General features: G+C 70.9%; 27 protein-coding genes and 1 pseudogene. 13 read left to right on the top strand and 15 right to left on the bottom strand.

Annotated features, from left to right (window positions below; all coding sequences use genetic code 11):
- Window positions 1-112: 112 nt before the first annotated feature.
- Window positions 113-2,251, bottom strand: coding sequence for an excinuclease ABC subunit UvrB (uvrB, locus tag ABZ453_RS03285; RefSeq protein WP_359011019.1), 2,139 nt, complete (start codon window positions 2,249-2,251; stop codon window positions 113-115).
- 40 nt (window positions 2,252-2,291) lie between these two features.
- Window positions 2,292-3,158, bottom strand: coding sequence for an MHYT domain-containing protein (locus tag ABZ453_RS03280; RefSeq protein WP_359011017.1), 867 nt, complete (start codon window positions 3,156-3,158; stop codon window positions 2,292-2,294).
- Between the two features lie 280 nt (window positions 3,159-3,438).
- Here ABZ453_RS03280 and ABZ453_RS03275 point away from each other — a divergent pair, with 280 nt between their 5' ends.
- Window positions 3,439-4,320, top strand: a complete 882-nt coding sequence (locus tag ABZ453_RS03275) for a glycerophosphodiester phosphodiesterase family protein (protein WP_359011015.1) — start codon at window positions 3,439-3,441, stop codon at window positions 4,318-4,320.
- A gap of 50 nt (window positions 4,321-4,370) precedes the next feature.
- Window positions 4,371-4,925: a methylated-DNA--[protein]-cysteine S-methyltransferase gene (locus ABZ453_RS03270; protein WP_359011013.1), complete on the top strand. Its 555-nt coding sequence runs from the start codon at window positions 4,371-4,373 to the stop codon at window positions 4,923-4,925.
- 46 nt (window positions 4,926-4,971) lie between these two features.
- Here the strand turns inward: ABZ453_RS03270 and ABZ453_RS03265 are convergent, their stop codons facing one another.
- Window positions 4,972-5,400, bottom strand: a complete 429-nt coding sequence (locus ABZ453_RS03265; RefSeq protein ID WP_359011011.1) for a VOC family protein — start codon at window positions 5,398-5,400, stop codon at window positions 4,972-4,974.
- A gap of 99 nt (window positions 5,401-5,499) precedes the next feature.
- On the opposite strand from ABZ453_RS03265, the gene ABZ453_RS03260 reads away from it, so the two are divergent.
- Together ABZ453_RS03260 and ABZ453_RS03255 are read left to right on the top strand one after the other, a co-directional pair.
- A complete protein-coding gene (locus tag ABZ453_RS03260) occupies window positions 5,500-6,408 on the top strand; it encodes a pseudouridine-5'-phosphate glycosidase (protein ID WP_359011009.1) in 909 nt (302 codons plus the stop codon).
- Window positions 6,405-7,358 carry a sugar kinase gene (locus tag ABZ453_RS03255; protein ID WP_359011007.1) on the top strand — a complete coding sequence of 318 codons (954 nt, stop codon included), beginning with the start codon at window positions 6,405-6,407 and terminating at the stop codon, window positions 7,356-7,358. The genes ABZ453_RS03260 and ABZ453_RS03255 overlap by 4 nt, the downstream gene beginning before the upstream one ends.
- Before the next feature lie 115 nt (window positions 7,359-7,473).
- Here the strand turns inward: ABZ453_RS03255 and ABZ453_RS03250 are convergent, their stop codons facing one another.
- Window positions 7,474-8,268, bottom strand: a complete 795-nt coding sequence (locus ABZ453_RS03250; protein WP_359011005.1) for a methyltransferase domain-containing protein — start codon at window positions 8,266-8,268, stop codon at window positions 7,474-7,476.
- A gap of 241 nt (window positions 8,269-8,509) precedes the next feature.
- On the opposite strand from ABZ453_RS03250, the gene ABZ453_RS03245 reads away from it, so the two are divergent.
- Window positions 8,510-9,637, top strand: coding sequence for a magnesium and cobalt transport protein CorA (locus ABZ453_RS03245; protein WP_359011003.1), 1,128 nt, complete (start codon window positions 8,510-8,512; stop codon window positions 9,635-9,637).
- Between the two features lie 18 nt (window positions 9,638-9,655).
- Here the strand turns inward: ABZ453_RS03245 and ABZ453_RS03240 are convergent, their stop codons facing one another.
- The 3 genes from ABZ453_RS03240 to ABZ453_RS03230 all read right to left on the bottom strand — a co-directional run bounded on the left by ABZ453_RS03240 (window position 9,656) and on the right by ABZ453_RS03230 (window position 11,359).
- Window positions 9,656-10,084 carry a CBS domain-containing protein gene (locus ABZ453_RS03240; protein WP_359011001.1) on the bottom strand — a complete coding sequence of 143 codons (429 nt, stop codon included), beginning with the start codon at window positions 10,082-10,084 and terminating at the stop codon, window positions 9,656-9,658.
- A 152-nt stretch (window positions 10,085-10,236) separates the two neighbouring features.
- Window positions 10,237-10,650, bottom strand: coding sequence for a PPOX class F420-dependent oxidoreductase (locus ABZ453_RS03235; RefSeq protein WP_359010999.1), 414 nt, complete (start codon window positions 10,648-10,650; stop codon window positions 10,237-10,239).
- A 67-nt stretch (window positions 10,651-10,717) separates the two neighbouring features.
- A complete protein-coding gene (locus ABZ453_RS03230; RefSeq protein WP_359010998.1) occupies window positions 10,718-11,359 on the bottom strand; it encodes a uridine kinase in 642 nt (213 codons plus the stop codon).
- Window positions 11,360-11,570: 211 nt separating this feature from the next.
- Here ABZ453_RS03230 and ABZ453_RS03225 point away from each other — a divergent pair, with 211 nt between their 5' ends.
- The 3 genes from ABZ453_RS03225 (at window position 11,571) to ABZ453_RS03215 (ending at window position 14,650) form a co-directional block, all read left to right on the top strand.
- Window positions 11,571-12,278, top strand: a complete 708-nt coding sequence (locus ABZ453_RS03225; protein ID WP_359010996.1) for a DUF2293 domain-containing protein — start codon at window positions 11,571-11,573, stop codon at window positions 12,276-12,278.
- A 275-nt stretch (window positions 12,279-12,553) separates the two neighbouring features.
- Window positions 12,554-13,033: an anthrone oxygenase family protein gene (locus ABZ453_RS03220; protein ID WP_359010994.1), complete on the top strand. Its 480-nt coding sequence runs from the start codon at window positions 12,554-12,556 to the stop codon at window positions 13,031-13,033.
- A 129-nt stretch (window positions 13,034-13,162) separates the two neighbouring features.
- Window positions 13,163-14,650, top strand: a complete 1,488-nt coding sequence (locus ABZ453_RS03215) for a glutamate synthase subunit beta (RefSeq protein ID WP_359010992.1) — start codon at window positions 13,163-13,165, stop codon at window positions 14,648-14,650.
- A 24-nt stretch (window positions 14,651-14,674) separates the two neighbouring features.
- Here the strand turns inward: ABZ453_RS03215 and ABZ453_RS03210 are convergent, their stop codons facing one another.
- Window positions 14,675-15,175, bottom strand: coding sequence for a carboxymuconolactone decarboxylase family protein (locus ABZ453_RS03210; protein WP_359010990.1), 501 nt, complete (start codon window positions 15,173-15,175; stop codon window positions 14,675-14,677).
- Between the two features lie 47 nt (window positions 15,176-15,222).
- On the opposite strand from ABZ453_RS03210, the gene ABZ453_RS03205 reads away from it, so the two are divergent.
- On the top strand, window positions 15,223-16,854 hold the full coding sequence (locus tag ABZ453_RS03205) for a PLP-dependent aminotransferase family protein (RefSeq protein ID WP_359010988.1): 1,632 nt from the start codon (window positions 15,223-15,225) through the stop codon (window positions 16,852-16,854).
- 125 nt (window positions 16,855-16,979) lie between these two features.
- On the opposite strand, the gene ABZ453_RS03200 is transcribed toward ABZ453_RS03205, so the two are convergent.
- Window positions 16,980-17,234 carry a DUF397 domain-containing protein gene (locus tag ABZ453_RS03200; RefSeq protein ID WP_058925966.1) on the bottom strand — a complete coding sequence of 85 codons (255 nt, stop codon included), beginning with the start codon at window positions 17,232-17,234 and terminating at the stop codon, window positions 16,980-16,982.
- A complete protein-coding gene (locus ABZ453_RS03195) occupies window positions 17,235-18,095 on the bottom strand; it encodes a helix-turn-helix transcriptional regulator (RefSeq protein ID WP_359010986.1) in 861 nt (286 codons plus the stop codon).
- A 225-nt stretch (window positions 18,096-18,320) separates the two neighbouring features.
- Here ABZ453_RS03195 and ABZ453_RS03190 point away from each other — a divergent pair, with 225 nt between their 5' ends.
- From ABZ453_RS03190 to ABZ453_RS03180, 3 genes are all read left to right on the top strand, one after another.
- Window positions 18,321-18,986 (top strand): ATP-binding protein, encoded by a 666-nt coding sequence (locus ABZ453_RS03190; protein WP_359010984.1) that lies wholly within the window; start codon window positions 18,321-18,323, stop codon window positions 18,984-18,986.
- A complete protein-coding gene (locus tag ABZ453_RS03185) occupies window positions 18,977-19,417 on the top strand; it encodes a hypothetical protein (protein ID WP_359010982.1) in 441 nt (146 codons plus the stop codon). The genes ABZ453_RS03190 and ABZ453_RS03185 overlap by 10 nt, the downstream gene beginning before the upstream one ends.
- 236 nt (window positions 19,418-19,653) lie before the next feature.
- Complete coding sequence (locus ABZ453_RS03180; RefSeq protein WP_359011181.1) at window positions 19,654-21,516, top strand: ABC transporter ATP-binding protein; 1,863 nt, start codon at window positions 19,654-19,656, stop codon at window positions 21,514-21,516.
- Between the two features lie 6 nt (window positions 21,517-21,522).
- Here the strand turns inward: ABZ453_RS03180 and ABZ453_RS03175 are convergent, their stop codons facing one another.
- The 5 genes and pseudogenes from ABZ453_RS03175 to ABZ453_RS03155 form a co-directional block, all read right to left on the bottom strand.
- Entirely contained in the window at window positions 21,523-21,708 is a 186-nt protein-coding gene (locus ABZ453_RS03175) for a hypothetical protein (RefSeq protein ID WP_207929725.1), read from the bottom strand.
- A gap of 154 nt (window positions 21,709-21,862) precedes the next feature.
- Window positions 21,863-22,497: pseudogene (locus ABZ453_RS03170) on the bottom strand (DUF899 domain-containing protein).
- Window positions 22,498-22,576: 79 nt separating this feature from the next.
- On the bottom strand, window positions 22,577-23,758 hold the full coding sequence (locus ABZ453_RS03165; protein WP_359010980.1) for a cytochrome P450: 1,182 nt from the start codon (window positions 23,756-23,758) through the stop codon (window positions 22,577-22,579).
- 18 nt (window positions 23,759-23,776) lie between these two features.
- Window positions 23,777-23,992, bottom strand: a complete 216-nt coding sequence (locus tag ABZ453_RS03160) for a hypothetical protein (protein ID WP_359010979.1) — start codon at window positions 23,990-23,992, stop codon at window positions 23,777-23,779.
- A 118-nt stretch (window positions 23,993-24,110) separates the two neighbouring features.
- Entirely contained in the window at window positions 24,111-25,463 is a 1,353-nt protein-coding gene (locus tag ABZ453_RS03155) for an amidohydrolase (RefSeq protein ID WP_359010977.1), read from the bottom strand.
- A 132-nt stretch (window positions 25,464-25,595) separates the two neighbouring features.
- Here ABZ453_RS03155 and ABZ453_RS03150 point away from each other — a divergent pair, with 132 nt between their 5' ends.
- A complete protein-coding gene (locus ABZ453_RS03150) occupies window positions 25,596-26,549 on the top strand; it encodes an endonuclease/exonuclease/phosphatase family protein (RefSeq protein ID WP_359010975.1) in 954 nt (317 codons plus the stop codon).
- Window positions 26,550-26,557 lie beyond the last annotated feature (8 nt).

The following is a 26,557-nucleotide window of genomic DNA, read 5'->3' as shown; positions in this document are numbered from 1 at the left end:
GTTGTCCAGAACCCTACGCAGCGGCACCGACAGTGCCGAACCCCGGCTCGTACTTTGTGTCGGTCTTGCAACACAGTCCGCATGTGCCGAGGTCCGGCGGCTGCAGGGAGGGTCAGGCCAGACCCGCCTCCCTCATCTGGCGCAGCTCCTTCTTCATCTCGGACACCTCGTCGCGCAGCCGGGCCGCGATCTCGAACTGGAGGTCCGCAGCCGCGGCGCGCATACGCGCCGTCATCTCCTCGATCTGCTCGGCGAGTTCGGCCGCCGGGCGGTCGGTGGGGACGGTCTCCTTCGCCTTGCCCTTGGCCTTCTTGGTACCGGCGGCCGCCTTGCCGCCGAGGGCGGGCACGGGTGCCTTGGCGCCCTTGCCGTCCTTCGACTTGCGGTAACCCGAGCCGAGCAGTTGTTCGGTGTCGACGTCCTCGCGGGCGATCTGGGCCACGATGTCGTTGATCTTCTTGCGCAGCGGCTGCGGGTCGATGCCCCGCTCCTTGTTGTACGCGACCTGCTTCTCCCGGCGCCGGTTGGTCTCCTCGATGGCCTTCTCCATCGCCGGGGTGATCTTGTCGGCGTACATGTGGACCTGGCCGGAGACGTTGCGCGCCGCGCGGCCGATGGTCTGGATCAGGGAGGTGCCCGAGCGCAGGAAGCCCTCCTTGTCGGCGTCGAGGATCGCCACCAGGGACACCTCGGGCAGGTCGAGACCCTCACGCAGGAGGTTGATGCCGACCAGCACGTCGAACTCACCGGAGCGCAGCTCGCGCAGCAGTTCGACGCGGCGCAGGGTGTCGACGTCGCTGTGCAGGTAGCGCACGTGGATGCCGAGCTCCAGGAAGTAGTCGGTGAGGTCCTCGGCCATCTTCTTGGTGAGGGTGGTGACCAGGACGCGCTCGTCCTTCTCGGTGCGGGTGCGGATCTCGTGCACCAGGTCGTCGATCTGGCCCTCGGTGGGCTTGACGACCACCTCCGGGTCGACGAGGCCGGTGGGGCGGATGATCTGCTCGACGACGCCGTCCGCGCGCGAGAGCTCGTACTTGCCCGGGGTGGCCGACAGATACACCGTCTGCCCGATGCGCTTCTGGAACTCCTCCCACTTCAGCGGGCGGTTGTCGAGGGCGGAGGGCAGGCGGAAGCCGTGGTCGACGAGGGTGCGCTTGCGGGAGGCGTCGCCCTCGTACATGGCGCCGATCTGCGGGACCGTGTTGTGCGACTCGTCGATGACCAGGAGGAAGTCGTCCGGGAAGTAGTCCAGCAGGGTGTTGGGCGGGGAGCCGGGCGAGCGGCCGTCGAAGTGCATCGAGTAGTTCTCGACGCCGGAGCAGGAGCCGATCTGGCGGAGCATCTCGAGGTCGTACGTCGTCCGCATCCGCAGGCGCTGCGCCTCCAGGAGCTTGCCCTGTTTCTCCAGCTCGGCCAGGCGCTCGCCGAGCTCCTTCTCGATGTCGTTGATGGCCCGCTCCATGCGCTCGGGTCCGGCGACGTAGTGGGAGGCGGGGAAGACGTACAGCTGCTCGTCGTCGCTGATGATCTCGCCGGTGATCGGGTGCAGCGTGGAGAGTGCCTCGATCTCGTCGCCGAACATCTCGATGCGGACCGCGAGCTCCTCGTAGACCGGGAAGATCTCGATGGTGTCGCCGCGGACGCGGAAGGTGCCCCGGGTGAAGGCCAGGTCGTTGCGGGTGTACTGGATGTCCACGAAGCGGCGCAGCAGCTGGTCCCGGTCCATCTCGTCGCCCACCCTCAGGGGGACCATGCGGTCCACGTACTCCTGGGGTGTACCGAGGCCGTAGATGCAGGAGACGGAGGCGACCACCACGACGTCGCGGCGGGTGAGCAACGAGTTGGTCGCGGAGTGGCGCAGCCGCTCGACCTCCTCGTTGATCGAGGAGTCCTTCTCGATGTACGTGTCCGACTGCGGGACGTACGCCTCGGGCTGGTAGTAGTCGTAGTACGAGACGAAGTACTCGACCGCGTTGTTGGGCAGCAGTTCGCGGAACTCGTTCGCCAGCTGGGCGGCCAGGGTCTTGTTCGGCGCCATCACGAGGGTGGGGCGCTGGAGCTTCTCGATCATCCACGCGGTGGTGGCGGACTTGCCGGTGCCGGTCGCGCCCAGCAGGACGACGTCCTTCTCACCGGCCTCGATGCGCTTGGCCAGCTCGGCGATGGCCGCCGGCTGGTCGCCGCTGGGCTGGTAGGGGCTGACGACCTCGAAGGGCGCCACCGTGCGTTCGATGTTGGAAACGGGCCGCATGGGATCCACCGTACGACCCCCCACTGACAATGCGGTCGGGTCAGCGGTTCTGCGGGGTGCGTGAGCCGCGTTGGACGGCCTGCCGGACCGGGCGGAGCGGGGGACGGTGCGCCGGGTGGTGGACGGCGGGATGGGCCGGGACGCCGGGCTTGTGCTCGACGGGGGTCCAGTCGGGCTTGCCCATGACCATCATCGGGTCGAACACCACGACCACGGCCGCGAGCAGCAGGAAGGCGAGCGGGCCGATCAGCAGGGGCCACAGCAGCGCCGCGGCCGACTCACCCTCGGTCGGGGCCGCCGTGCCGTGGAGATGGACGCTCAGGGCGGCCATCCCGGTGTAGTGCATGCCGCTCACGGCGAGCCCCATGACGAGGCTGGCGCCCACGCTCCACAGGAACCCGCGGATCTGTCCGGCCGCCCACAGGGCGGCGGTGGCGGCGGCCATGGCGATGACGACGGAGGCGGCGACGGTGAGGGTGTTGTACTCCAGTCGCCCGTTCAGGCGCATCGCTGCCATGCCCAGGTAGTGCATCGAGGCGATGCCCAGACCGGTGATGGTGCCGCCGGTGAACAGAGCGGTCCCCCTCGCGCCCCGGTAGCCGACGATGAAGATCCCGATGCCCACCATGACGATCGCGACGCCGAGGCTGGCGAACGTCATCGCCTTGTCGTAGTGGATCGGCGCCTGCCTGACCTTGAACCCCATCATGGCGACGAAGTGCATGGTCCATATGCCGGACGCGATGGCCACCGCACCGAGGGCGAGCCAGCCGGGGCGCCAGGAGTGGGCGACGAGCATGGATCTGGTGGTGCAGCGCAGGCCGAGGGCGCCACCGAGAGAGGCCATGAGAAAAGCCACCACCGGTGTGACGAGTCCGTAGCTGAATCCGTCGACCGTGCCTTGCATGTGCGGCTGCCCTTCCCGCCCTTTTACGTCCCGGAATCCTCTGAAATGCACCCCCTCCCAGAACCGCCCCAGCGGTCAGGGTTGAGGCAGAGAGTATGGCCCCCACCGGAATGGTCGAACGATTTTCCGGCAAAGAAACACGTCGTTGCCCCAGTTGTGCGGCACCAGTGAGCGGACGTGGGCAACGCCATTCATTGTGTGGTCATTCTGTACCCCGACATCGTTGACGCTCTGCTGTCACAGTTGAGCAGTACGTGATTGCCCGATGCTAGGAGTACGCATGTACGCGCGCGTAGTCGCCGTCGTCTGCACCGCGCTGCTGGGGGCCGCCGCCTTCCTGCTGCCGCACAACGACGCCCGGGCGGGCGATGTCGCCGAGGGCCCGGCTCCGCTGGTCATCGGCCACCGGGGCGCGGCCGCCTACGCGCCCGAGAACACCCTGGCCTCCATCGACAAGGCGGCCGCGATGGGTGTCTTCTGGGTCGAGAACGACGTCCAGCGCACCAAGGACGGCGAACTCGTCGTCATCCACGACGACAACCTGGGGCGCACGACGAACGTCAAGCAACTCTTCCCCGGCCGGTCCCCCTGGAAGGTGAAGGACTTCACCGCCGCCGAGATCGCGCGCCTGGACGCGGGCAGCTGGTTCGGTCACCAGTACGCGGGCACGCGCGTGCCGACGCTGACGCAGTACATGCGGGAGGTGGAGCACAACCACCAGAAGCTGCTCCTGGAGATCAAGAACCCGCAGCTGTACCCCGGCATCGAGCGGGAGACCCTGAAGGTCCTCGGCAACGAGGGCTGGCTGGACCGGCGGCATCTCGCCGGCCGGCTGATCGTGCAGAGCTTCAGCGCGGACAGCCTGCGGATCGTCCACGACCTCGCGCCGGCCGTCAGGACCGCCCTGCTCGGCACCCCGCTGGTGGCGGACCTGCACCAGTACGCGGCCTTCACCGACGGGATCAACCCGTCCTACCGCACGATCTCGACGGGATACGTCACCTCGGTGCACGCGTTCAAGGGACCGCACGGCAGGCCGCTGACGGTGTTCGCCTGGACCGTGGACGACGCGGCCGTCGCCCGGCGCGTGGAGCGGTACGGCGTCGACGGCGTCATCACCAACAAGGCCGACGTGGTCCGGGCGGCGCTGCAGGCACCCTGAGCCGATCCGCCGCGCCGGACGTTGTCAGTGGCGGGCCGTACGGTGGGCGCATGGACAGCCATGGGGAGTACGAACAGCAGGTCGTATGGGCGGTGGTGGGCACCGGCATCGGTCCGCTGCTGCTCGCCGCGACCCGCGAGGGCCTGGTCAACGTCGTGTTCCATGCCACGGACGCGGTGCGCGACAAGGCGGTGGACCGGCTCGCGGCGCGGCTGGGCCGCGAGCCGGTCGAGGCACCGGACTCACCTTTGCTGGCCGAGGCGATACGGCAGGTCCAGGCGTACTTCGCGGGCGAGCGGCGTGACTTCGAGCTGCCGTTGGACTGGTCGCTGATCTCCGGGTTCAACCGTCAGGTGCTGCGCGAGCTGGCGTCCGGGGTGCCGTACGGGGCGGTGGTGGGCTACGGCGACCTGGCCGGGCGGGTGGGACAGCCCGGGGCGGCACAGGCGGTGGGCGTGGCGATGGGATCCAACCCGCTGCCGGTCGTGGTGCCCTGCCATCGGGTCGTCGAGAGCGACGGCGGCATCGGCGGGTTCGGGGGCGGTCTGGAGACCAAGCGGAAGCTGCTGGCCCTGGAGGGAGTGCTGCCCGAGCCGCTGTTCTGACGTCGTCCCAGGGAGCGGCCGCGCGCGTGGCCGGCCCCTGCGCCTGTCAGTCGTAGTGCCGGGCCTCCAGGACGTTGCCGTCCGGGTCGCGGAAGTAGAAGCTGCGCCGGGCGTTCCCGCGGGCGCCGAAGGAGTCGTACGAGAACTCGGAGACGGGGACGGCGCGCTCCTCAAGACGGCTGTGGAGGGTGTCGAAGTCGTCGCCCGGCAGGGCTATGCAGACGTGGTTGACCGGGTGGCCCGCGCTGTCGGCGGCGCCGGGGAGCATTTTCATGCGCGGCGCGGTGGAATGGGGCATGAGGTCGAGGATGGTCTCGTCGTTCAGCCGCACGGAAGGGAAGGAGACCTTCCCCTCGGTGAACTCGAGGACCCGGAGGGGCCGGAGGCCGACCGTCTTCTCGTAGAAGTCGGCCGAGGCGACCGGGTCGCGCACCCACAGGACGACGTGGTCGAGACGTGTCGTGTTGTCGGTCATGCACCCCAGGCTGGTGTCGTCCACCACAGGCCGCAAGGGTTTGACCGGGCACACCTCCCGCCAGAGATGAGGGAGGACCGAACGACAGGAGGCAGGCGCGTGGTGCTCATGGTGTCGGAGGAAGTACGCGAGGCGATCGACGCGCGTCGACCCGTGGTGGCTCTCGAGTCCACGATCATCGCGCACGGTCTGCCGCGCCCGCGCAACCTGCAGGTCGCGCTGGAGCTGGAGGAGGTCGTACGGCGGGAGGGCGCCGTTCCCGCGACGATCGCGGTGCTGGACGGGCGGCCTCATGTGGGGCTGGACAAGGACCAGCTGGAGCGGGTCGCCAACGAGGACGGGATCCGCAAGCTGGGCCACCGGGACCTGCCACTCGCGGTGGCGTCGGGGGCGAGCGGGGCGACCACGGTGTCGGCGACGGCGCTGCTGGCGGCCCAGGCAGGCGTGCGGGTGTTCGCGACGGGCGGGCTCGGCGGGGTGCACCGGGAGTGGACGGTCACGCAGGACGAGTCCGCCGACCTGGGGTTGCTGGCCCGGACGCGGATCACGGTGGTGTGCGCGGGCGTGAAGTCGATCCTGGACGTGCAGGCGACGCTGCAACGGCTGGAGACGCTCGGGGTCGCCGTGGCCGGATACGGCACGGACCACTTCCCCGGCTTCTATCTGTCGGATTCGGGACACCCGGTGGACTGGACGCTGGACAGCCCCGCGCAGGTCGCCGACGTCATGCGGGCGCAGGACTCCCTCGACGGCCCCGAGTCGGCGCTGATCGTCGCCAACCCCGTGCCCCCAAAGGAACAGCTGGATCCCGAGTTGCACGCGCGTGTGCTCGCCGACGCGCTGCACGCGTGCGAGGCGGAGGGCGTCACCGGACAGGCCGTCACGCCCTTCCTGCTGGACTACCTGGTACGGCACACCGACGGGGCCTCGCTGACCGCGAACCTCGCGGCGGTGCGCGGAAACGTACGGCTGGCGGCGCGAATCGCGGCGGCCTGGGCAGCGGGATGACGACGGAGCCGGGCGGCTCGGCCGGGCAAGCGGGCTCGCTCGGTTCGCGGACCGGTGCGCTGCTGGTCGTCGGGGACGTGATCACGGATGTGGTCGCCCGGCACCAAGGGCCGCTCGCCGCGGGAACCGACACGGCCTCCGCGATCCGGACGCTGCCGGGAGGCGCGGGTGCCAACGTGGCGTGCTGGGCGGCCCATCGGGGCTGTCCGGAGGTACGGCTGCTAGGACGGGTGGGAGCGGACGCGGCGGACTGGCACGAGCGCGCGCTCGCCGCGTGCGGGGTACGGCCCCTGCTCGTCGTCGATCCCGAGGCGCCGACCGGGACGGTGATCTGCCTGGTCGACACGGGCGCTTCGGGCGAGCGGACGTTTCTGACCGACAGCGGGGCGTCTTTGCGGCTGGAGCCGGGTGACTGGTCGGACGGGATGCTCGACGGGGTGGCCCGGCTGCACCTCTCGGGCTATCTGCTGTTCTCCGAGCCGAGCCGCGCGCTGGTGAGGGTGGCGCTGGACTCGGCACGCGCACGTGGGGTGCCGGTGAGTCTGGACCCCGCGTCGGCCGGTTTTCTGCGGGACCTGGGGGTCGACCGGTTCCTGGAACTCGTCGACGGAGTGGATCTGCTGCTGCCCAGCCGGGACGAGGCGTGTCTGCTCACAGGGCTGCCCGATCCGGCGGACGCGGCGGCCAAGCTGAGCCGGCACATCCCGCTGGTGGTCGCCAAGCGGGGAGCGGACGGCGCGCTGGTCGCCCGCGCGGGAACGGTGACCGCGGACGTCCCTGCGGTCCCGGTCCACGCCACGGACACCACGGGGGCCGGCGACGCCTTCACCGGCGCGTTCCTGGGCGCGCTGATCTCGGGCGCCACCCCGGAAACGGCGGCGCAGGAAGGCTGCCGAGCGGGGGCACTGGCCGTCGAACGGGTGGGAGCGAGACCGCCGGGGCGGGGGTGACCGCGGGCGACGCGGACGAGACCGGCAACCGCCCGTCCCTTTGGCGAGACGGCGGGCGACGCGGACGAGACCGGCAGCCAACCGTCGCTGACTCCCCCACGCGTCTCCCTACCGGCTACTCCTTCCTCCCCCACGCCGAGATCATCGGAGCGGTCGCCAGGTCCATGCTGCCGGTCTCGATGTTGGTCAGGTGGCGGTCGATCTCCTCGTCCGTGGCCAGGCCCGCTTCGACGAGCTGGGCGCGGACCTGGCGGACGGTGGCCGATTCGAGGGCCACGCAGGCCGGTGAGGTGAGCGGGAAGTACGCCTCGGCCTCGACACGGCGCAGTCCGGCCTCGCGCAGCAGCCGCGGTAGACGGCGGCCGTAGGAGAGATCGGCGCCGCGCTCGGCGAGGAGCCGGCGGAAACCTTGCCGCAGCCGGTTGGCGAGGCGCTGGTCCGGGCCGTGCTCGTCGGGGCAGAGCAGCGGCTGCAGGGCGGGGTCGGCGTCCTCGACGAGGATGCGGCCACCAGGACGCAGGGACTCGACCATCGACCGCAACGCCCTCTCGCGGTCGGGGACATGGACGAGGACGAGCCGGGCGTGCACCAGGTCGAAGCCCTCCCCCGGCGGTTCCTCGGTGCCCACGTCGTGGACCCGGACCTCCACCGGCGGCCGGCCTGCGGAGGCGAGCCGGGTCGTGTCGATGTCGGTCGCCACGACCTTGCCGGTCGGACCGACCTTCTTGGCCAGCCAGGACACCACCGAGGTGCCGCCCGCGCCGACCTCCCAGCAGCGCCAGCCGGACCCGATGCCGAATCCTTCGATGTGCCGGAACGTCGTGGGGTCGAAGAGGGTGGCGAAGGCGTCGAAGCGCTCGGCCGCCTCCGACCGCCGGTTGTCCAGGAGGTACCCGTCGGATCGCGTCATGCCGCGATCATCCCAGTTGCCGGGCTTGTGCGGTGCGGCCGACGCGATCCCGGGGACCAGAAGACCCGCCCAACTCGGGCAAACCGCTTTTCCACAGACGGGAACAAAGCGGAATCTCCTGTTCCCACAGCCTCAACCGCCGCTTACCCGAACCTGGCAGACTGGCCGGCCAAGGCACGGGAAAGCGGCTCGTCGCAGCCACCCGGCGCCGAGTCCGGGAGATCCACGCAAGGAGATCCAGATGTCCATGGCAGGGAATCTGCGGAAGGTCACCAGCCTCAGCAGGGTCGGTGGCCTCCGCAAGGTGGCACGGCTGGCCCGTCGGCGCCCCCGCGTCGACCTGAGCCACCCGGCCAGGTCCCCGCTGGGCTCCTCGGTGGTCAACTGCGTGACCTATCGCGACGGCGTACGGGTGCCCGCGGGCGGTGACCTGGTCGACACGGTGCAGCGGGTACGCAAGAGCGGACACGGCTTCGTGTGGCTGGGGCTGCACGAGCCGACGGACCGGGAGTTCGCGGGTATCGCGGAGCTCTTCGACCTGCATCCACTGGCGGTGGAGGACGCGGTCGAGGCCCATCAGCGCCCGAAGCTGGAGCGGTACGGCGAGACGCTGTTCGCGGTGTTCAAGACGGTCTGCTACGTCGAGCACGAGAAGCTGACCGCGACCAGCGAGGTGGTGAACACCGGCGAGATCATGGTGTTCGTCGGCGAGGACTTCGTGATCACTGTCCGCCATGGCATGCATGGCTCACTGGGACCGCTGCGCGAGGAGCTGGAATCGCACCCCCAGCAGCTCGCCAAGGGCCCGGCCGCGGTCCTGCACGCGATCGCCGACCACGTCGTCGACGACTATCTGAGCGTCACCGACTCGGTCCAGGAGGACATCGACCAGGTCGAGACGGACGTGTTCGCGGAGAACGGCGCACGGGCCGACCCGGGCCGGATCTACCAGATGAAGCGTGAACTGCTCGAACTGAAGCGGGCCGTGGTGCCGCTCGCCCGCCCGGTCGAGGATCTCGCGACCCGGCCGATCCGGGTGGTCGACCCGGAGATACAGGCCTACTTCAGGGACGTCCTGGACCACCTCATGCGCGCCAAGGAGCAGATCGCGGCCTTCGACGAACTGCTCAACTCGATCCTGCAGGCCCATCTCGCGCAGGTGACGGTCGCTCAGAACGAGGACATGCGGAAGATCACGGCCTGGGCCGCGGTGATCGCCGTGCCGACGATGGTCTGCGGGGTGTACGGCATGAACTTCGATCACATGCCGGAGCTGCACTGGAGGTTCGGCTACCCCTTGGTCATCGGCGTCATATCCGTGGCGTGCCTGGCGCTGTACCGCGGCTTCCGGCGCAACGGCTGGCTGTGACTTCCGGGGCGCGGCCGGTCAGCGGGTCATGGCCGTGGCGTAGACGCTGTGGGTGAAGTCGGCGATCTGGTCCTGCGTCAGGTTCCGGGCCAGGTCGGCCTCGCTGATCATGCCGACCAGCCGCTTGTTCTCTATGACGGGGAGCCGGCGGATCTGGTGGTCCCGCATCTCCCTGAGCACGTCGTCGACGTCGGCGCTCGCGTCGATCCAGCGCGGGGTGCCCTGGGCCATCTCACCGGCGGTCACCCTGGCCGGGTCGTGGCCCATGGCCACACAGCCGACGACGATGTCGCGGTCGGTGAGGATGCCGCAGAGCCGCTCGTTGTCGTCACTGATGGGCAGGGCTCCGACGTTCAGCTCGCGCATCAGCTGGGCGGCGCGGTCCAGCGTCTCGTGGGCGGGGATCCACTGGGCGCCACGGTGCATGATGTCTCCGGCGGTGGTCATGGAGTACCTCCCGGTGCCGGGCGGCCGGAGCGGCGCGGGACGCACCGCTGAAACCGGCGCCCTACATTCTCGCCGCGCCGGATGCCGGATGCACCCGGAACTCGGCGGTGGCAGGGGGCGAACGGGTCCGTGGCGCCGGGAACGGGTGACGGTCAGGCGGAGAAGCCGACGATCTTCCGTGGGACCACACGGACGATCACGCGGACCTCGTCGTCCTTCTCCGCGGGAGGGTCGATGCCGAGGTACTTGTGGGAGAGCTCGTACGGGAGCCGTTTGCCCTCGTCAGGGAGGATCTCGGCGGTGCCGCGGATCTCGACCGAGGTGTAGGGGTCGGCGAGGTCGAAGACCGAGAGGCTGACGCGGGGGTCGCGGCGGAGGTTGCGCACCTTCTGTCGGCCGTCGGTGGAGGAGAAGAGCACGGTGTCGCCCTCGCGTTTGATCCAGACCACCGAGTTCTGCGGGGAGCCGTCGGGGCCGAGGGTGGCGACGCCGGCGAAGTTCCTGCCGTCGAGGAGGGCGCGGACAGGGGCGGTGAAGCGAACGGGGTCGATCGAGGAGGTCGTCATGGGGAGAGACTAATTATATGCACGCGCATTGAAAAGTGGATTACGGATCCGGTCTGCTCGCCGTCGGTCAGCCGCTCCACGCCGGATGCCCAGGATCGTCGGCCCGTACCAGGACGTCGGCGGTGCCGGCCGGGTCGGTCTCGGACTCGTAGCGCTCGTAGGCGGGGAGCGTCCAGTGGTCGGCATCGGGTGTGCGGCGGCGCAGGGCACCGGGCGAGAGGAGGACATGGACGGTCAGGTCGAAGGGGAACCAGTGCCGCAGCAGGAGGGGGCCGTGCAGCAACAGGAAGCCACCGGGCGGGAGTTGGACGTAGGAGCTGCGGGTGGCGCGGTCGGTGGCCGGGTCCCACAGATCGGGCAGGACACGTCCGTCGCCGCCGGGTTCGAGAGGGCCGAAGACCTCGCGCCACAGGGCGGCGGTGTCGAACCAGCCGTCGTAGTAGGCCTCCACGTCCTGACGGCCGTACTCCAGGCGGAGCGAGGCGGGGCGCAGGAAGCCCTGGGTGCCGACGGTGAGCGAGGGGCGGCCACGTACGCGCAGCGCCTCGGACACGCGCTCGGCGAGGTCTCCGGGGCGGGCCGCGGGGGCGCCGTCGAAGGCTATGCGGGGCCAGGAGCTGCCGTCGACGGGCTGGAGGTCGAGCAGCCGCTCGGCCAGGAGGTCGCCGAGCCGGTCCCAGGTGATCGCTTCGAGTCGCACAGGGCCCATGATGCGTCAGGTACCGAGCGCGACGCGTCGCGCCGGTGCGGCACCACGGGTCAGGACGCGTCGTCCGGTTGGTGGGTACGGAGAGTGGGACTCCGAAGCGGCACCCGTGCGTCTGTACGCCGGTACACCCGCGTGTCGGTGAGCGGTGTCGGTGACGGAGGTATGACCGATGGGGGTAGGCCCGGGTCGTGTGACGGGGAAGGGAACGGGTATGGCGCACCTGGCAACTCCTACGGGCCGTACCGGCCTTCTCGTCATTCAGCCGCTGAGGCGGCGGCAGTGCGGGGAGTGTCATGCGGGACCGTTGTCGCTGTTGGTGCTCGAGGAGGGGGCGCCGCGGTGTCTGGACTGCGCCGATCTCGGGCATCTGGTGTTCCTGCCGCGCGGTGACACGGCGCTGACGCGGCGGTCGCGGGAGGAGAGCGCGCTGTCGGCGGTGGTCGTGCGCTTCAACCGGCGCAAGGCACGATACGAGCGGCAGGGCGTCCTGGTCGAGGAGGCGGGGCTCGTCCGCGCGGAGGACCGGTGTCTGGCGGACGCGGAGGCGCGGCGGCGGCGCCGGGCACGGGACGCCAGACGGCGGGCCGCGGAGGATGTGCGGTTCGCGGAGGCGTTCGCGGCGGAGATACGGCGGCTGTTTCCGGGGTGCCCCGATGAGCGGGCGCGGGAGATCGCGGCGCACGCGTCCGTGCGGGGCAGTGGCCGGGTGGGGCGGAGTGCTGCGGGGCGGGCGTTGTCGGAGGGGGCGGTGGTGTCGGCGGTCGTGGCGTCGGTGCGGCATGTGGAGACGCCGTACGACCAGTTGCTGATGAGCGGCGTGCCGCGGCACGAGGCTCGACGGCGGATCCGGCCGGGGGTGGAGACGGTGCTGCGGGGATGGCGGGACGAGGGGACGGAGGCGGGAGTGGACGTGGGGTGACCTGCCGGTGAGGTGTGGGACGCGGTCGCCGGACAACGTCGGTGTGCGGTGCGCGAGTCGCTCGCCGTGGCGACGGAACACAGCGGAACCCGGCGGCGCGACGGGCCGCGACGGCCCCCGGATGTTCATACGCTCGCGTCCTCTCCGGCTCTGGACGTTCGCGTATGTGTCCGCGTCTCTCGGTCATGGTCACCGGGGACGCGTGGGCATTCACTGGAGGGGCAGGAGGAGGTGCCGGGGCTGGGCTCGGCTCGACGCGGGGAGATGACGCTGACGTGATCGACGGACCGTACCTCTGGCTGACGGTGCTGGGTGTGCTCGGGACCGGGCTGGTGGCGGGGGTGTTCTGCGCGTTCTCGACGTTCGTGATGCGCGGGCTGGCCGCGTTGCCGCCGGCGCAGGGCGTGGCGGCGATGAACGCGATCAATGTGACGGCGGTGATGCCGGCGTTCATGGTCGTGTTCGTGGGGTCGGCCGTACTGTGCGCGGTGCTGGGCGTGGTGACCTTCGTGCTGTGGCCGGACGACGGGAAGGTGGAGCTGCTGGTGGGCAGCGCGCTGTATCTGATCGGATCGTTCGGGGTGACCATGGTCGCGAACGTGCCGCGCAACGAGGCGCTGCTCAGGCTCGACCCGGGCACCCCGGAGGCGGCGGCGTACTGGCCGTCGTACGTGCGCGAGTGGACCATGTGGAACCACGTCCGGACGGTGGCCTCGGCGGGCGCGGCGGTGGCGTACGTACTGGCGCTGACCTGAACCGGAGAGCGCGGGCGGAAAGCACTTTCCGTCCCCTCTGCGACCGGGGCCGACACGTCGTATCGTGGCCGGAAGAGTGCCGCCCGAAGACGCACGGCCTGTCGCACGCGCACCTCAAGGAAGACGGCCATGGCCGATCCCAAGGGATTCATGACCACGCCTCGCCGGGACTGGCCCCGCCGACCGGTCGCGGAGCGGGTCCGGGACTGGAACGAGGTCTATGTCCCCGGGGCTCTGCTGCCCATCATCGACAAGCAGGCGGACCGCTGCATGGACTGCGGCATACCGTTCTGCCACGAGGCCTGTCCCCTCGGCAACCTGATCCCGGAGTGGAACGACCTGGTCAGCCGGGACGACTGGCGGGCGGCGGCGGACCGGCTGCACGCCACCAACAACTTCCCCGAGTTCACGGGGCGGTTGTGCCCGGCGCCGTGCGAGGCGGGGTGTGTGCTCGCCATCAACCAGCCCGCGGTGACCATCAAGAACGTGGAGGTGGCCATCGCCGACCGGGCCTGGGAGCTGGGCTTCGCGCCGCCGAGTCCGCCGGACCGGCTCTCCGGGCGGACCGTCGCGGTGATCGGTTCGGGGCCGACCGGGCTGGCCGCGGCGCAGCAGCTGACGCGGGCCGGGCACACCGTCGCCGTGTACGAGAAGGACGACCGGCTCGGCGGGCTGATGCGGTACGGCATCCCCGAGTTCAAGATGGAGAAGCACCATCTGGAGCGCCGGATCGAGCAGATGCGGGCCGAGGGGACGAAGTTCCGTACGTCGACGGCGGTCGGGCGGGATGTCGGGGCGGCGGAGCTGCGGACGCGGTACGACGCGGTGGTGATCGCGACCGGGGCGACGGCGTGGCGTGAACTGCCCATACCCGGACGGGAGTTGGACGGCATCCATCAGGCGATGGAGTATCTGCCGCTGGCCAACCGGGTGTGCGAGGGAGACCTGGAGTGCTCCCCCGTGTCCGCCGCCGGGAAGCATGTCGTCATCGTCGGCGGCGGTGACACGGGTGCGGACTGTCTGGGCACGGCGGTGCGCCAGGAGGCCGCGTCCATTACCCAGCTGGACATCTACGCGCAGCCGGGTGCCGAGCGGGACGACGACACCGAACCGTGGCCGACGTACCCGAAGATCTACCGGCTGTCGGCCGCGCACGAGGAGGCGCGGGATCTGGAGACGGCGCCGGAGGCGGACGCGGACGTGCGGTTGTTCGCCGCGTCCACGCTCCGCTTCACGGGGGACGACAGCGGGCATGTGCGGTCGTTGCACCTGGTCGAGGTGGACGCGGGACGGCTCCCGTTGCCGGGGACCGGGCGGACTCTGCCCGCGGACCTCGTGCTGCTCGCGCTCGGTTTCTCCGGGCCCGACCGGAACGACGGGCTGATCGACCAGTTGGAGCTGGCGATGGAGGCGCGCGGGACGATCGCCCGGGGTGCGGACTTCGGGACGAGCGTGCCGGGCGTGTTCGCCGCGGGGGACGCCGCCCGGGGGCAGTCGCTGATCGTGTGGGCGATCGCCGAGGGGCGGGCCGTGGCGGCGGCGGTCGACCGCTATCTGACGGGGAGTTCGCGACTGCCGGCGCCGATCGGGCCGTACGACCGCCCGATGACCGTGTAGCGGGCTGGACGGCACCTGTGCGGCTCAGCGGCGGCGTTCGTCCGTCCCCGCCACCTTGCCCGTGGACAGGGCCACCCGGTTCCACGTGTTGATCGTGAGGATCAGGGCCAGCACCTGGGCCAGCTCGGTTTCGTCGAACTGCGCGGCCGCCTGCGCGTGGACGTCGGCGGGGACACCGGTGTCGGCGACCAGGGTCACCGCCTCCGTCAGCGCGAGAGCGGCCTGTTCCCGCTCCGTGAAGAAGTGGCGGGCCTCGCGCCAGACGGGGACCATGTGCAGCCGGTCCTCGCTCTCGCCGGCCTTGCGGGCGTCGTTCGTGTGCATGTGGAGGCAGTACGCGCAGTGGTTGAGGTGCGAGGCGCGGATCTGGATGAGTTCGACCAGGGCCGGATCGAGGCCCTCGCGGGCCGCGGCATCGAAGCCGATGAGCGCGCGGAACACCTTCGGGGCGGTCTTCGCGAAGTCGAGGCGGGGCTGCTCGGGCAGGGCCGGCGTGGTGGGGGAAACCGTCGTGTTCGTCGTCATGTCCTTCACCCTACGGAGCGAAAAGACCCCCTGTAGGGTGCATTTCTGTGGCAAATTCATGGGTCAATTCGGCTGAGCGGATCGGGGCCGACCTCCATCTGGAGCTGCCCGCGACGGGCGGACGGCGGGCCGCGCTCATCTGCGCGCTGCGCGAGGCGGTGCGCGGTGGGCGGCTCGCTCCCGGCACCCGGCTGCCGCCGTACCGCTCGCTCGCCGCGGACCTCGGTGTCGCCCGCAACACCGTCGCCGACGCGTACGCCGAACTCGTCGCGGAGGGCTGGCTCACCGCGCGGCAGGGCTCGGGGACCCGGGTCGCGGAACGGGCGGAACCGCTGCGACACGCCGTGAAAGGTCCCGTTGACGCACCTCCACGCGCGCGTACGCCACCACCCCCACTCGCGCGCGCATCAACGCAGCCCCCACACTCGCGCGCGTCAACACAGCCAGCACCCGCGCGTGCATCGACGCAAACACCGAACTCGCGCGCATCAACGCCGGCACCGAACTCGCGCGCATCAACGCAGCCCCCACACTCGCGAGCATCGACACAGCCATCACCCGCGCGTGCCACGAAAACACCCCCGCCCACACCCCGCCACGATCTCCGTCAAGGCACCCCCGACGCCTCGTCCTTCCCCCGCTCGGCCTGGCTGGCGTGCAGTCGGCGGGCCCTCCAGCAGGCACCCAACGAGGCGTTCGGGCCGGGAGATCCCGCCGGGCGGATCGAGTTGCGGGAGGCGCTCGCCGAGTATCTGGCACGCGCACGTGGGGTGCGGACCGAGCCGGGGCGGATCGTGATCTGCTCCGGGTTCGCGCACGCCCTGCGGCTGCTCTTCGGCGGCCGTGTGCTGCGCGGACCGCTCGCCGTGGAGGCGTACGGGCTGCCCTTCCACCGGGAACTGCTCACGGCGGCCGGCGTTCGGACCGTACCGCTGCCCCTGGACGAGGACGGGGCGCGCGTGGATCGGTTGGGGCGTGAGCGGGCCGTGCTGCTCACGCCGGCGCACCAGTTCCCGACCGGTGGGCCGCTGCGTCCGGAGCGGCGCGCGGCCGTGGTCGACTGGGCACGCGCGCGTGGGGGTGTGGTGCTGGAGGACGACTACGACGGGGAGTTCCGCTACGACCGCAAGCCCGTGGGGGCCGTGCAGGGCCTGGACCCGGAGCGGGTGATCCTGCTCGGCTCGGTCAGCAAGAGCCTGTCACCGGCCGTGCGGCTCGGCTGGATGGTGCTCCCGGAGCGGTACGTCGACGGTGTGCTCGCGGCCAAGGGCGAGCGCGAGGCCTGGGCGAGCGTCCTCGACCAGTTGTGCCTCGCCGAGTTCATCTCCAGCGGGGCGTACGACCGTCACGTACGGCGGATGCGGCAGCGGTACCGCGGCCGCCGGGACCGTCTCGTGGCGGCGCTCGCCGAGCACGCGCCGCGGGTCGGCGTCACCGGCGTCGCGGCCGGCCTGCACGCGGTGCTGCGACTGCCGCCCGGCACCGAGCGCTCCGCCGCCGAGGCCGCCGCCCGGCAGGGCGTCGCCCTCGACGGACTGGCCGCGTTCCGGCATCCGGAGACGGACATGGACGCCGGGGACGGACTGGTCGTGGGCTATGCGACACCCCCGGAACACGCGTACACGGCGGCCCTGGAAGCACTGTGCCGGGCGCTGCCACCGCACGCGCCCGGCACCTGACCCTCGAAAAGCTAGGGCCTGCGACCCGTCCGGGTCGGATACGGCTTGCCTGTGTCGATCTCAACCATGATTAACGCACCCATCAATTCAGCAGCAACAACGCAGTACCACGTCGGTTCAGTGGCTCACGACAGCAGGAAGTCGGCCTCCCCCGCCTTGGCACCCTCGATGAACGCCGTCATCTCGTCGGTGGTGTAGATCAGCGCCGGGCCGTCCGGGTCGGTGGACTGGCGGACGGCGATCCGGCCGTCGGCGAGCTTCATCGCCTCCAGGCAGTTGCCGCCGTTGCCGCCGCTCCAGGGCTTGTGCCAGCCCTCGCTGCCCAACTCCCGTGCGGGCATGCCGTTGTAGACGTGTTTGCGCGGCTTGATGCGATCCATTCACAACTCCTTGCGGAGATCCAGGAGGATCTCCTTCGTGCGATGTGCCGTAGCGGCCTGCGCCGCCATGCGGTCCATGACCTCGAGATGGGTGGCCACCTCGGCGCGCGCGTCCAGGTAGACGGCGCCGGTCAGGTACTCGCTGTAGACCATGTCCGGCAGTTCTGACATGGCAAATCGGAACAGCACGAAGGGCCCGAACGTTCCGGGGTGCGGGCCGTTGAGGAACGGCGCGACCTGCAGCGTCACATTGGGCAACTTCGTGGCCTCGAGCAGTCGGTCGATCTGGGCACGCATCACCTCCGGGCCGCCGACGGGGCGGCGCAGCGCGGTCTCGTCGAACACGGCCCAGAATCGGGGCGCGCCCTGACGGGTGAGCAGTTCCTGGCGTTGTATGCGCAGCGCGACATGGCGCTCGATGTCCTCGGGCCTGGTCTGGCCGATGGCGCCCGACTTGAGAACCCCGCGCGCGTAGTCCTCGGTCTGCAACAGGCCGGGGAGGAAATGCGGGTCGTAGGAGCGGATGAGGGCGGCCGCGCCCTCCAGGCTGACGTACATCGAGAACCAGCCCGGCAGGATGTCGTGGAACCGCTGCCACCAGCCCGGCCGGTTGGCCTCCTCGGCCAGTTGCACGAAGGTCTCCGCCTCCTCGTCGGAGACGCCGTAGGACTTCAGCAGCAGCTGGAGGTAGGGGATTTTGAGGGCGACCTCGGCCATTTCCATACGGCGGACCGTGGCGGGGGCGACGCGCAGCACCTTGGCGGCTTCCTCGCGCTTGAGTCCCGCGCGTTCCCGCAGGTCCAACAGGCGTCGGCCGAGGACGACCTGACCGACCGTCGGCGCGGACCGTGGTTCGCTCACGCTCCACCTCCACCTCGCCGGGATCCGAAAAGCATGCTGACAGCCATGCGGCGCCATTCGAAGACCTATTCGAAGATCCGTACGGTTCGGTACCGATCTTCGTTGATCTCAACTGGCGCCGCTCGACGTGCTGTTGCGAGCAGTGTGCCACGCCCTTCCACAACGTCACACCGCACTCTGCAATTTTCAGAGTGACACTTGCCAAGTGTTCACGACGGGGCGATAGTGGCAAGCGTGATTCCGTCCGCGCCCTTAGGAACAGACGCCGCCGAAGGCCGCCCCCACAGCCTCGGTGCCGCCGCAGGGCCAGGCCCCGCCGGGGCCACAGCCGAGCGCCGGTTCCGGTTCGAGCTGGCCGCGCATCCGGGCTCTCCCGCGCAGGCCAGACACCTGACCAAGGCCCGGCTGAACGGCTGGTCGGTGTGCGAGGACATCTGTGACACGGCCGCCCTGGTGGTCACCGAGCTGGTCACCAACGCACTGGTCCACACCGCGAGCCGCCACATCGTGTGCGAGCTGCACGACGGGACGGACCTGGTGCGGATAGCCGTGCGTGACGAGGGCTGTGCGCCGGGTGCGCCCCACCCGTCGCGGGCTCGGCCCGAGGAGGAGCACGGGAGGGGATTGCTTCTCATCGACGCCCTCTGTCACGCATGGGGAGCACACGAACACGGACCCGGCCTGCTCGTCTGGGCGGAGCTGCCTCGCCAGGCGGACGAGCCGCGGCACGACTGCGGGCCGTGTACACGTCAGAGCCGCGAGGCGCACGAGCCGTGCAACGACCTGGGCTGGGGAGCCCGCCCCAAGCCGGGACCGGCCGGCGGCTCGGGGGACGAGGACGAGCCGGACGCGCGCCACGGTACGCAGGGGACGGGGATCACATGGGGCTGAGGGCCGCGTCCGGCCGTCGGGTGCTGAACCTGGACACGCTGGTCCGCCTCGAACGCGGGCGGCACGCCTCGGGCACGCCCCGGCGACTGCCCGTACCGGACGGGATGACGGCTCCTCTGGGATGCGACGCGGTGGCGGTGCCGGCCCCTTTCGGCCCGCTGGTGCTGCCCCGGCTGCCACGAGTGGGGTGCGTCTACGCCGATGAGGCGCACTGGTGGTGGCTCGTCCCGTCCGACTCCGACTACGCCCTGGAGTGGCCCGCCCCCGCCCAGTACGCCGCCGGGGCGGTTGTTCCGGACGCCCCGGCGGTCCCCGGCCTGATCCACAAGCCGGACGGCACACTCCCCTACACCCCGCCCATCCCGCTGTATCTGGCCGTGTGCCGGGTGACGGGGACGACGCCCACCTGGTCACGCCCGGTGACCGCGTAGCCGCGACGGCACCGTGGTTGCGTAAACATCGGGCCGCCCGGGTGGCGTACGCCCCGCGCGCTCCCCCTTGTTCCTCCTGCGCCCTGCCAGCCGGGCCGTGAGCCCGCGATAGTGGCCGTTCGGCGGCGTGCCAGGCGGATCGGGGGAGGCCGGCGGTGGGGAAGAAACGTGAGTCGGCCGGTGTCGGGGTCTCCGAGTCGGAGCAACTGCTCTTCGGCGGCCCGCTGCGTTACGACATGGGCTGGAACCAGCACCGGGACGCGTTCCTGGAGCTGAACTTCCGGGCCATGGTGACGCGGTTGCCGGCCCTGCTCGGCTCCAGCTTCCGGCTGGCCTGGCAGGCCGACCCCCGGGCGGCGCGGATCGTGCTGGCCGCCGAGGCGGGCCGGGGCGCCACCCAGGCGGTGAGCCTGCTCGCCGTCAACAGCGTGCTGGGGCGGCTGATCACCGGCGGGGCGATCGCGGACCGGCTGCGCGGTGCCGTACCGGTGCTGACCGCCATGGCCGCCGTCATGCTGGTCGGGACGCTGCTGCGGGCCGCGTCGACGTATGCGACCGGGCGGCTCGAGCCCAAGGTGGAGCGGGTGGCCACCGAGCTGTACCTGGAGCGGGCGGCGGCCGTGGAGCTGGCCGCGATCGAGGACCACGCCTTCCACAAGCTGCTGGACACCGCGCAGTACGGCGCCGGCTCCGCACGGCGGATGATCTCGTACGCCACCCGCGCGATCAACGCGCTGATCTCACTGATCGCGGCCGCGGGTGTGCTGACCGTGCTGCATCCTGCGCTGCTTCCGCTGCTGGTGACGATGACCCTGCCCAGCGCATGGGGCGCGCTGACGAACGCGCGGCGGCATTACGAGTCCTGGCACACCTGGGTGCAGCACGCCCGGGCCGGACAGCTGATCAGCGGACTGCTGACCGAGCCCGCGGCGGCTCCCGAGATCCGCGTGCACGGCGTCGGACCGTTCCTGCTGCGCCATTTCCGGGCCATGTCGGAGACCGCGGAGACGGAGCAGGCCCGGCTGGCCCGGCTGGCGGCGCGCACCGGGCTGATCGCGGCGGCCTGGACGGGGCTCGCGACCGTGGCGACGTACGCGACGCTCGTCGGGCTGCTGCTCGGCGGGGCGATGGCGCTGTCGGTGGCGGGCACCGCGGTGATCGCGATCCGGACCGGGTCGGCGAGCCTGGACAACATGGTCCTGGCGGTCAATTCGCTCCATGAGGAGGCTTTGTTCGTCGGTGACATGCAGAAGCTGTACGTCGAGGCGGCCGAACGGGCGATCCCGGTCGGCGGCGACCCGCTGCCGGAGGACCCCCGGGAGATCCGCTTCGAGAACGTCACCTTCCGCTACCCGGGTGAGTCGGCCCGTCCCGCCCTCGACGACGTCACCCTGACCCTGCCCCTCGGCCGCATCGTGGCGCTGGTCGGGGAGAACGGCTCCGGCAAGACGACCCTGGTCAAGCTGCTGGCGGGCCTCTACACCCCGGACGCGGGCCGGATCCTGTGGGACGGCGTGGACACGGCGACCGCGGACCGGCACCAGCTCGCCGGGCGGATCGCGATGGTGGCCCAGGACTTCAAGCGCTGGCCGTTCACCGCACGGGTGAACGTGGCCATCGGCCGCTCCTCGGCCCCGCTGACCGAGGAACGCCTGGCGGCCTCGCTCGCCGAGGCCGGCGCCGAGGAGGTGGTGGCCGATCTGCCGCGCGGCCTGGACACCCTGCTGGCGCGCAACTTCAGCGGCGGGCACGAGCTGTCCGGCGGTCAGTGGCAGCGGCTCGGGATCGCCCGGGCGGCCTACCGGCGTGGCCGGATCCTGGTGGTGGACGAGCCGACGGCGGCGCTGGACGCACGGGCCGAGCTGGAGGTCTTCGAGAAGATCCGCGCCCTGGCCTCCGCCGGGCAGACGGTGATCCTGATCACCCACCGGCTGGCGTCCGTACGCCACGCGGACCTGGTGCACGTCCTGGACCAGGGCCGGCTCGCGGAGTCCGGCACCCCGGAGGAGCTGCTGGCCGGTGGGGGCATCTACGCGGAGCTGTACTCGCTCCAGGCGGAACAGTTCAGGGCGCCGGTGCCCGCCCCGAAGGCGGGCTGACGCCTCTCAGGCGACCGCGTCGGCGGCCGTGTCCCCGCGCACGATCACCAGGAACGTGTCCGTCGCGAGGTCCATGACGACCTCCGCGGGCAGTCCTTCCAGTCGTCGCGCGTGCGCGAACTCCTCCGCCGGCCACGAGCCTCGCGGCCCACCTGCGGGAAAGCGTTCGAGCACTGTTCGCCCGTTCACCATCTCGCACCTCCAGAAAGCGTTGTACTTGTAGGAGTTAACGCCCTGGCGGTCGAGAAAGCCTCGCTCAGTTGCTGGACTGAGACGTAGTTGACACTAGTTCAACGCGGAGTGTGAGGATCTGGTTACTTTACGGCAATCTCGTTAACTTTTTGTGTCAGTCCTCGTACTCATCGTGATAACGAACGGGGATCTCCTGCCGCCCCAGCGCGGTCAGATCCATGAACGTCGTGGTCGGGCCGAGCCCGTCGAGCCCGCGTTCGAAGGTGGAGTAGGTGTGGAAGACCCGCTCGCCGTCCCGCAGGAAGCAGCTGATGCCGGGCCGCTCCACCCACTCCCCCTCGCGCTCCAGGGTGACCTCGAAGTCGCGGTTGAAGTCACTGCCGTACGAGGAGTACCAGGGCACCGTCCACCCCATCCGCGCCTTGAACGGCAGGATCCTCGTGAACGGCGCCCGGGAGACGGCCGCGAAGGCAGTCCCCTGCGCCCTGAGATGTGCCAGATGCCCGATCTGATCCAGGAAGGCCGAGCAGCGGGGCAGCCCGCGTCCCACTCCGGGGCGAACATGAAGTGGCAGACCACCAGTTGCGGCCGCCCATCGAACAGGTCGGGCAGGACGGCCTTGCCGTCGCCGCCCTCGAACACGTACTCCTGGTCCACCTCGACCATGGGCAGCCGCCGTCGCTCGGCGCTGAGGGCGTCACGCGCGCGTGTGGCGGCCTTCTCCTTGACGAGCAACTCCTCGCGCGCCGCGCGCCACTGCTCGCGCGAGACGATCTCCGGAAGCGACATGGCCCCTCCTGCTGCAACGGTCCGTTGCCAGTGGTGACCGACGGCGAGGGCGGAACTCATCGCGCCCCGGGACTTTTTCTCAGGAGCTCTTGCGCGCGTACGTCACCGGGAGCGCGACCAGGCCGCGGGCGCGCAGCGAGCGGCGCCACCGCAGGTCGCCGTCCGCGAGGGCGAGTACCGGGAACCGTTCCAGCAGGGCGGCCACGGCGATCTCGGTCTCGGCGCGGGCCAGGGGTGCGCCCAGGCAGTAGTGGATGCCGTGGCCGAGGGCGAGGTGGCCGGAGGTGTCGCGGGCGAGGTCGAGACGGTCGGGGTCGGGGAAGCGGGCGGGGTCGCGGTTGGCGGAGGCGAGGGAGACCCAGACGGTCTCGCCGGCGGGGACGGTGACGCCGGCGATGGTGACGTCCTCGACGGGGAAACGCCGGATGGCGAGGGATCCGGGGGTCTCGAATCGGGCGAACTCCTCGACCGCGAGGGCGACTTGACCGGGGTCCCGGCGCAGGGCGGCCAGTTGGACCGGGTGCTGCAGGAGGGCGAGCACGGCGTTGCCGATGAGCTGGACCGTGTTCTCGTACCCGGCGAAGAGGATGAGGAAGGCCAGCGACATCAGCTCGTCCTCGCTGAGCCGGTCGCCCTCCTCGCGCACGGCGATCAGGTCGGACAGCAGGTCGTCGGCGGGCTCGGCACGCTTGTCGGCGAGCAGCCGGGTGAAGAAGCCGAGCATCGCCACCACCGCCTCCTTCGCGGCCCCGGGGTGCGCGGGGTCCGGTGCGATGAGGGTGTCGGTCCACTCCCGGAAGTCCCGCCGGGCGCCCTCCGGGATGCCGAGCAGGTCGCAGATGACGGTGATGGGAAGGGGCGCGGCGTAGGCGGCGACGAGATCGGCGGTGCCCTCCGCGCCCAGTGCGTCGAGAAGACGGTCCGCGGTCTCCCGGATCGGGGCCCGCAACCGCTCGATCCGACGCGGGGTGAAGGCCCGGCCGACCAGGCGCCGGACCCGGGTGTGGTCCGGCGGATCCATGTTCAGAAGGTTCGCGTCGAGTGCGGGCGGCAAGGAGAACCCCTGGTACGTCCCCGCCGTGGCATGCCGCTTGTCGAGCGACAACCGGGGGTCCGCCAGCGCCGCCCGCGCGTCCTCGTACCGGGTGACGAGCCAGGCGGGCGTCCCGTCGGGCCCGGTGATCCGATGCACGGGCGCGGTCTCACGCAGGCGCCGGTAGACGTCGTAAGGATGCTCGAGGAGGCCGTCGGCGGGGTCCATGGGGGCCAGCCTAGGAGATCACGGACTGGTGGACTGCGTTACTCCCTGGGCGAGTTGACCCACGAGATGGAACACGCCCTGCCCGAAGGCGGTGGGGGCGATGAGCACACCGAAGGCGAGCGCGAGACAGACGGTCAGCCACTGGTCGGACCGGCTGCGGGCCTGCACCTTGCGGCGTACGCGCACGAAGATGATGACAGCGAGCAGTACCGCGACGTCGATCGACAGCTCCACCGGCCGGCCCTCCCCGTCGGACGAGTGCGCTTCGGCCTACCTGTGTACCGTGAAATCACCTGGAGCGACGGCCCGGTCACCCCCGGTTGGCGTCAAACCGCTTCTCCGCGACCGGATTTCAGGTCTTGTAGTCCTGGATGCGGCGGCCGTGGCCGCGGTCGAGGAGTACCGGCAGCCGTGCCCCCAACTCCCGTACCACTGGCGGGACATCGACGGTGTGCAGTTCCCGGTCCCGCATCAGGACGCGGCCGTCGACGATCGTCGTGCGGACGTCCGAGGAGCGGGCGCTGTGGACGAGGGTGGCCGCCAGGTCGTGGACGGGCTGGGTGTGCGGCCCGGTGAGGTCGACGAGGACGATGTCCGCGCGGCGGCCGGGGGCGAGGGTGCCGAGGACGTCGCCCTGGCCGATCGCCCGGGCACTCTGGAGCGTCGCGTGGTGCAGGGCCTGACGGGATGTCAGCCAGCGGGGGTCGCCCGTGGCCGACTTCTGGACGAGGGCGGTCAGGGCCATCGACTCCCATACGTCGAGGGAGTTGTTGGAGGCGGCCCCGTCCGTGGCGAGTCCGACGGGAATCCCGAGGTCGTACAGCGCGCGGACGGGTGTGGTGGTGGGCCAGGCGAACCTGAGGTAGCCCCGCGGCGCGGTGGCGACGGACACCCGGCCGCGGGCGCGTTCCAGGACGGGCAGGTCGCCCTCCACGATGCCGGTTCCGTGTGCGATCAGGACGTCCGTGTCGAGGATGCCGGTGCGTTCGAGGACCTCGATCGGGGTGACGCCGTGGTGTTGGAGGCTGGCCTCGGTCTGTTCACGGTTCTCGGCGGCGTGCAGGTGCACGGGGAGCCTGTGCTCGCGGGCGAGTTCCGCGGTGGCGGCGAGGTCGGCGTCGTCGACGGTGTAGGGGGCGTGCGGGGCGAGCGCCGTGGTGATGCGGCCATCGCCACCGCCCCGGTTCCGCAGCGCGAACTCCAGTGATTTCTCCCGGCCTTGGGGCCCCTGAGAGGAGAAGTACGCCTCCCCCAGATGCGCCCGCATCCCGCACTCCTCGACCACGGAGGCCACCGCGTCCATGGCGAAGTAGTGGTCGGCGAAGCAGGTCACCCCGGCCCGGATCATCTCCGCGCAGGCGAGCCGCGCCCCCAACTCCACGTCCCACTCGGTGAGGTTGGACTCGACCGGCCAGACGACGTCGTTGAACCACTCCTCGGTCGGCAGGTCCTCGGCCACTCCGCGCAGCGCGACCATCGGCGCGTGCGTGTGACAGTTGATCAGGCCGGGCATGGCGACCAGTCCGCGCGCGTCGATGCGCTCGGCGGCGGACAGCAGCGCCGCGTCCACGGCCGTCGTCACGGCCTCGACGACACCGCCACGGACGACGACGGCCGCGTCCTCCCGGAACCCGATCCGCTCTTGATCGTCGTGCACGAGGACCGTACATCCGGTGATGATGAGATCGGCGGCAGACTCGGTCATCCCGCCAACGTATGCCGCGGTCCTCGCCCCGCGTGAGCCGAACCGCGCATCCTGTCGTCGCCGTGTTCGGGAGAAGCCCGGTCCGGCACCCTGGTCCCAAGCTCGCCCGACGGCTCTGGAAGGGAGCCCGGCATGCTCTTCGGCACCTGGAATCTCGAGAATCTCTTCCTGCCCGGAACCCCCTCGGGGCCCAAGGACAAGGCCGCCTACGAGACCAAGCTCGCCGCCCTCGCCGCCGTGATCACCGACCTCGACCCGGCGCTGCTCGGCGTGCAGGAGGTCGGCGATCCACAGGCGCTGGAGGACCTGCTCGGCATGGTGGGCGGCGACTGGCACACCGAGCTCTCGCAACACCCCGACCACCGGGGCATCCGGGTCGGCTTCGTCAGCCGTACGCCGCTGCGGGTGCTGTCCGACACGAACGCCTTCCCGGCGAAACTGCGTCCCGTGCAGGAGGATGACTCCGGCACCGAGGTCTCGGCGGCGGGACGCGGTTTCCTGGCCGTGGAGGTGGCCACGGACGCCGGTCCGCTGCGGGTGGCCGTGGCCCACCTGAAGTCGAAACTGCTGTCCTATCCGCCGGGGGATCGTTTCTTCCCCCACGACGAGGGCGAACGCGCCCGCTACGGCGCCTACGCCCTGTACCGCCGCGCCGCCGAGGCCACCACCCTGCGCGCCCTCGCCGACGAACTGCTGGCCGGCGACGGACGCGAGCGGGACGTGGCCGTACTCGGCGACATGAACGACGAGGTGCAGGCGGCGACCACCCAGATCCTGCTCGGCCCGCCCGGCTCCGAGATCGGCACGCCGGGATACGACCGTCCCGACCGGGGCGACGCCGAGCGGCTGTGGGACGTGGCACCGCTGATACCCGCCGCGCAGCGCTACTCCCGGATCGACTCGGGGCGGCGCGAGCTGATCGACCACATCCTGGTCAGCCACCGTCTGGTCCATCGTGTGACGGCGGCCGGCACGGGGATGCCCGGCGAGGACACCCCGCGCCTGCCGTCGGTGGGCCCGGACCCGGCGGGGCGGCGCGGCCAACCGGGTTCGGACCACGCGCCGGTGTGGGTGCGGGTGGGCTGACGACCGAC

This window comes from Streptomyces sp. NPDC005799 (genome assembly GCF_040630525.1).
GTDB classification, from domain to species: Bacteria; Actinomycetota; Actinomycetes; order Streptomycetales; family Streptomycetaceae; genus Streptomyces; species Streptomyces griseorubiginosus_B.
Note: the sequence above shows the minus strand (reverse complement) of the source record. Positions and strands in the feature narration are given on the sequence as shown.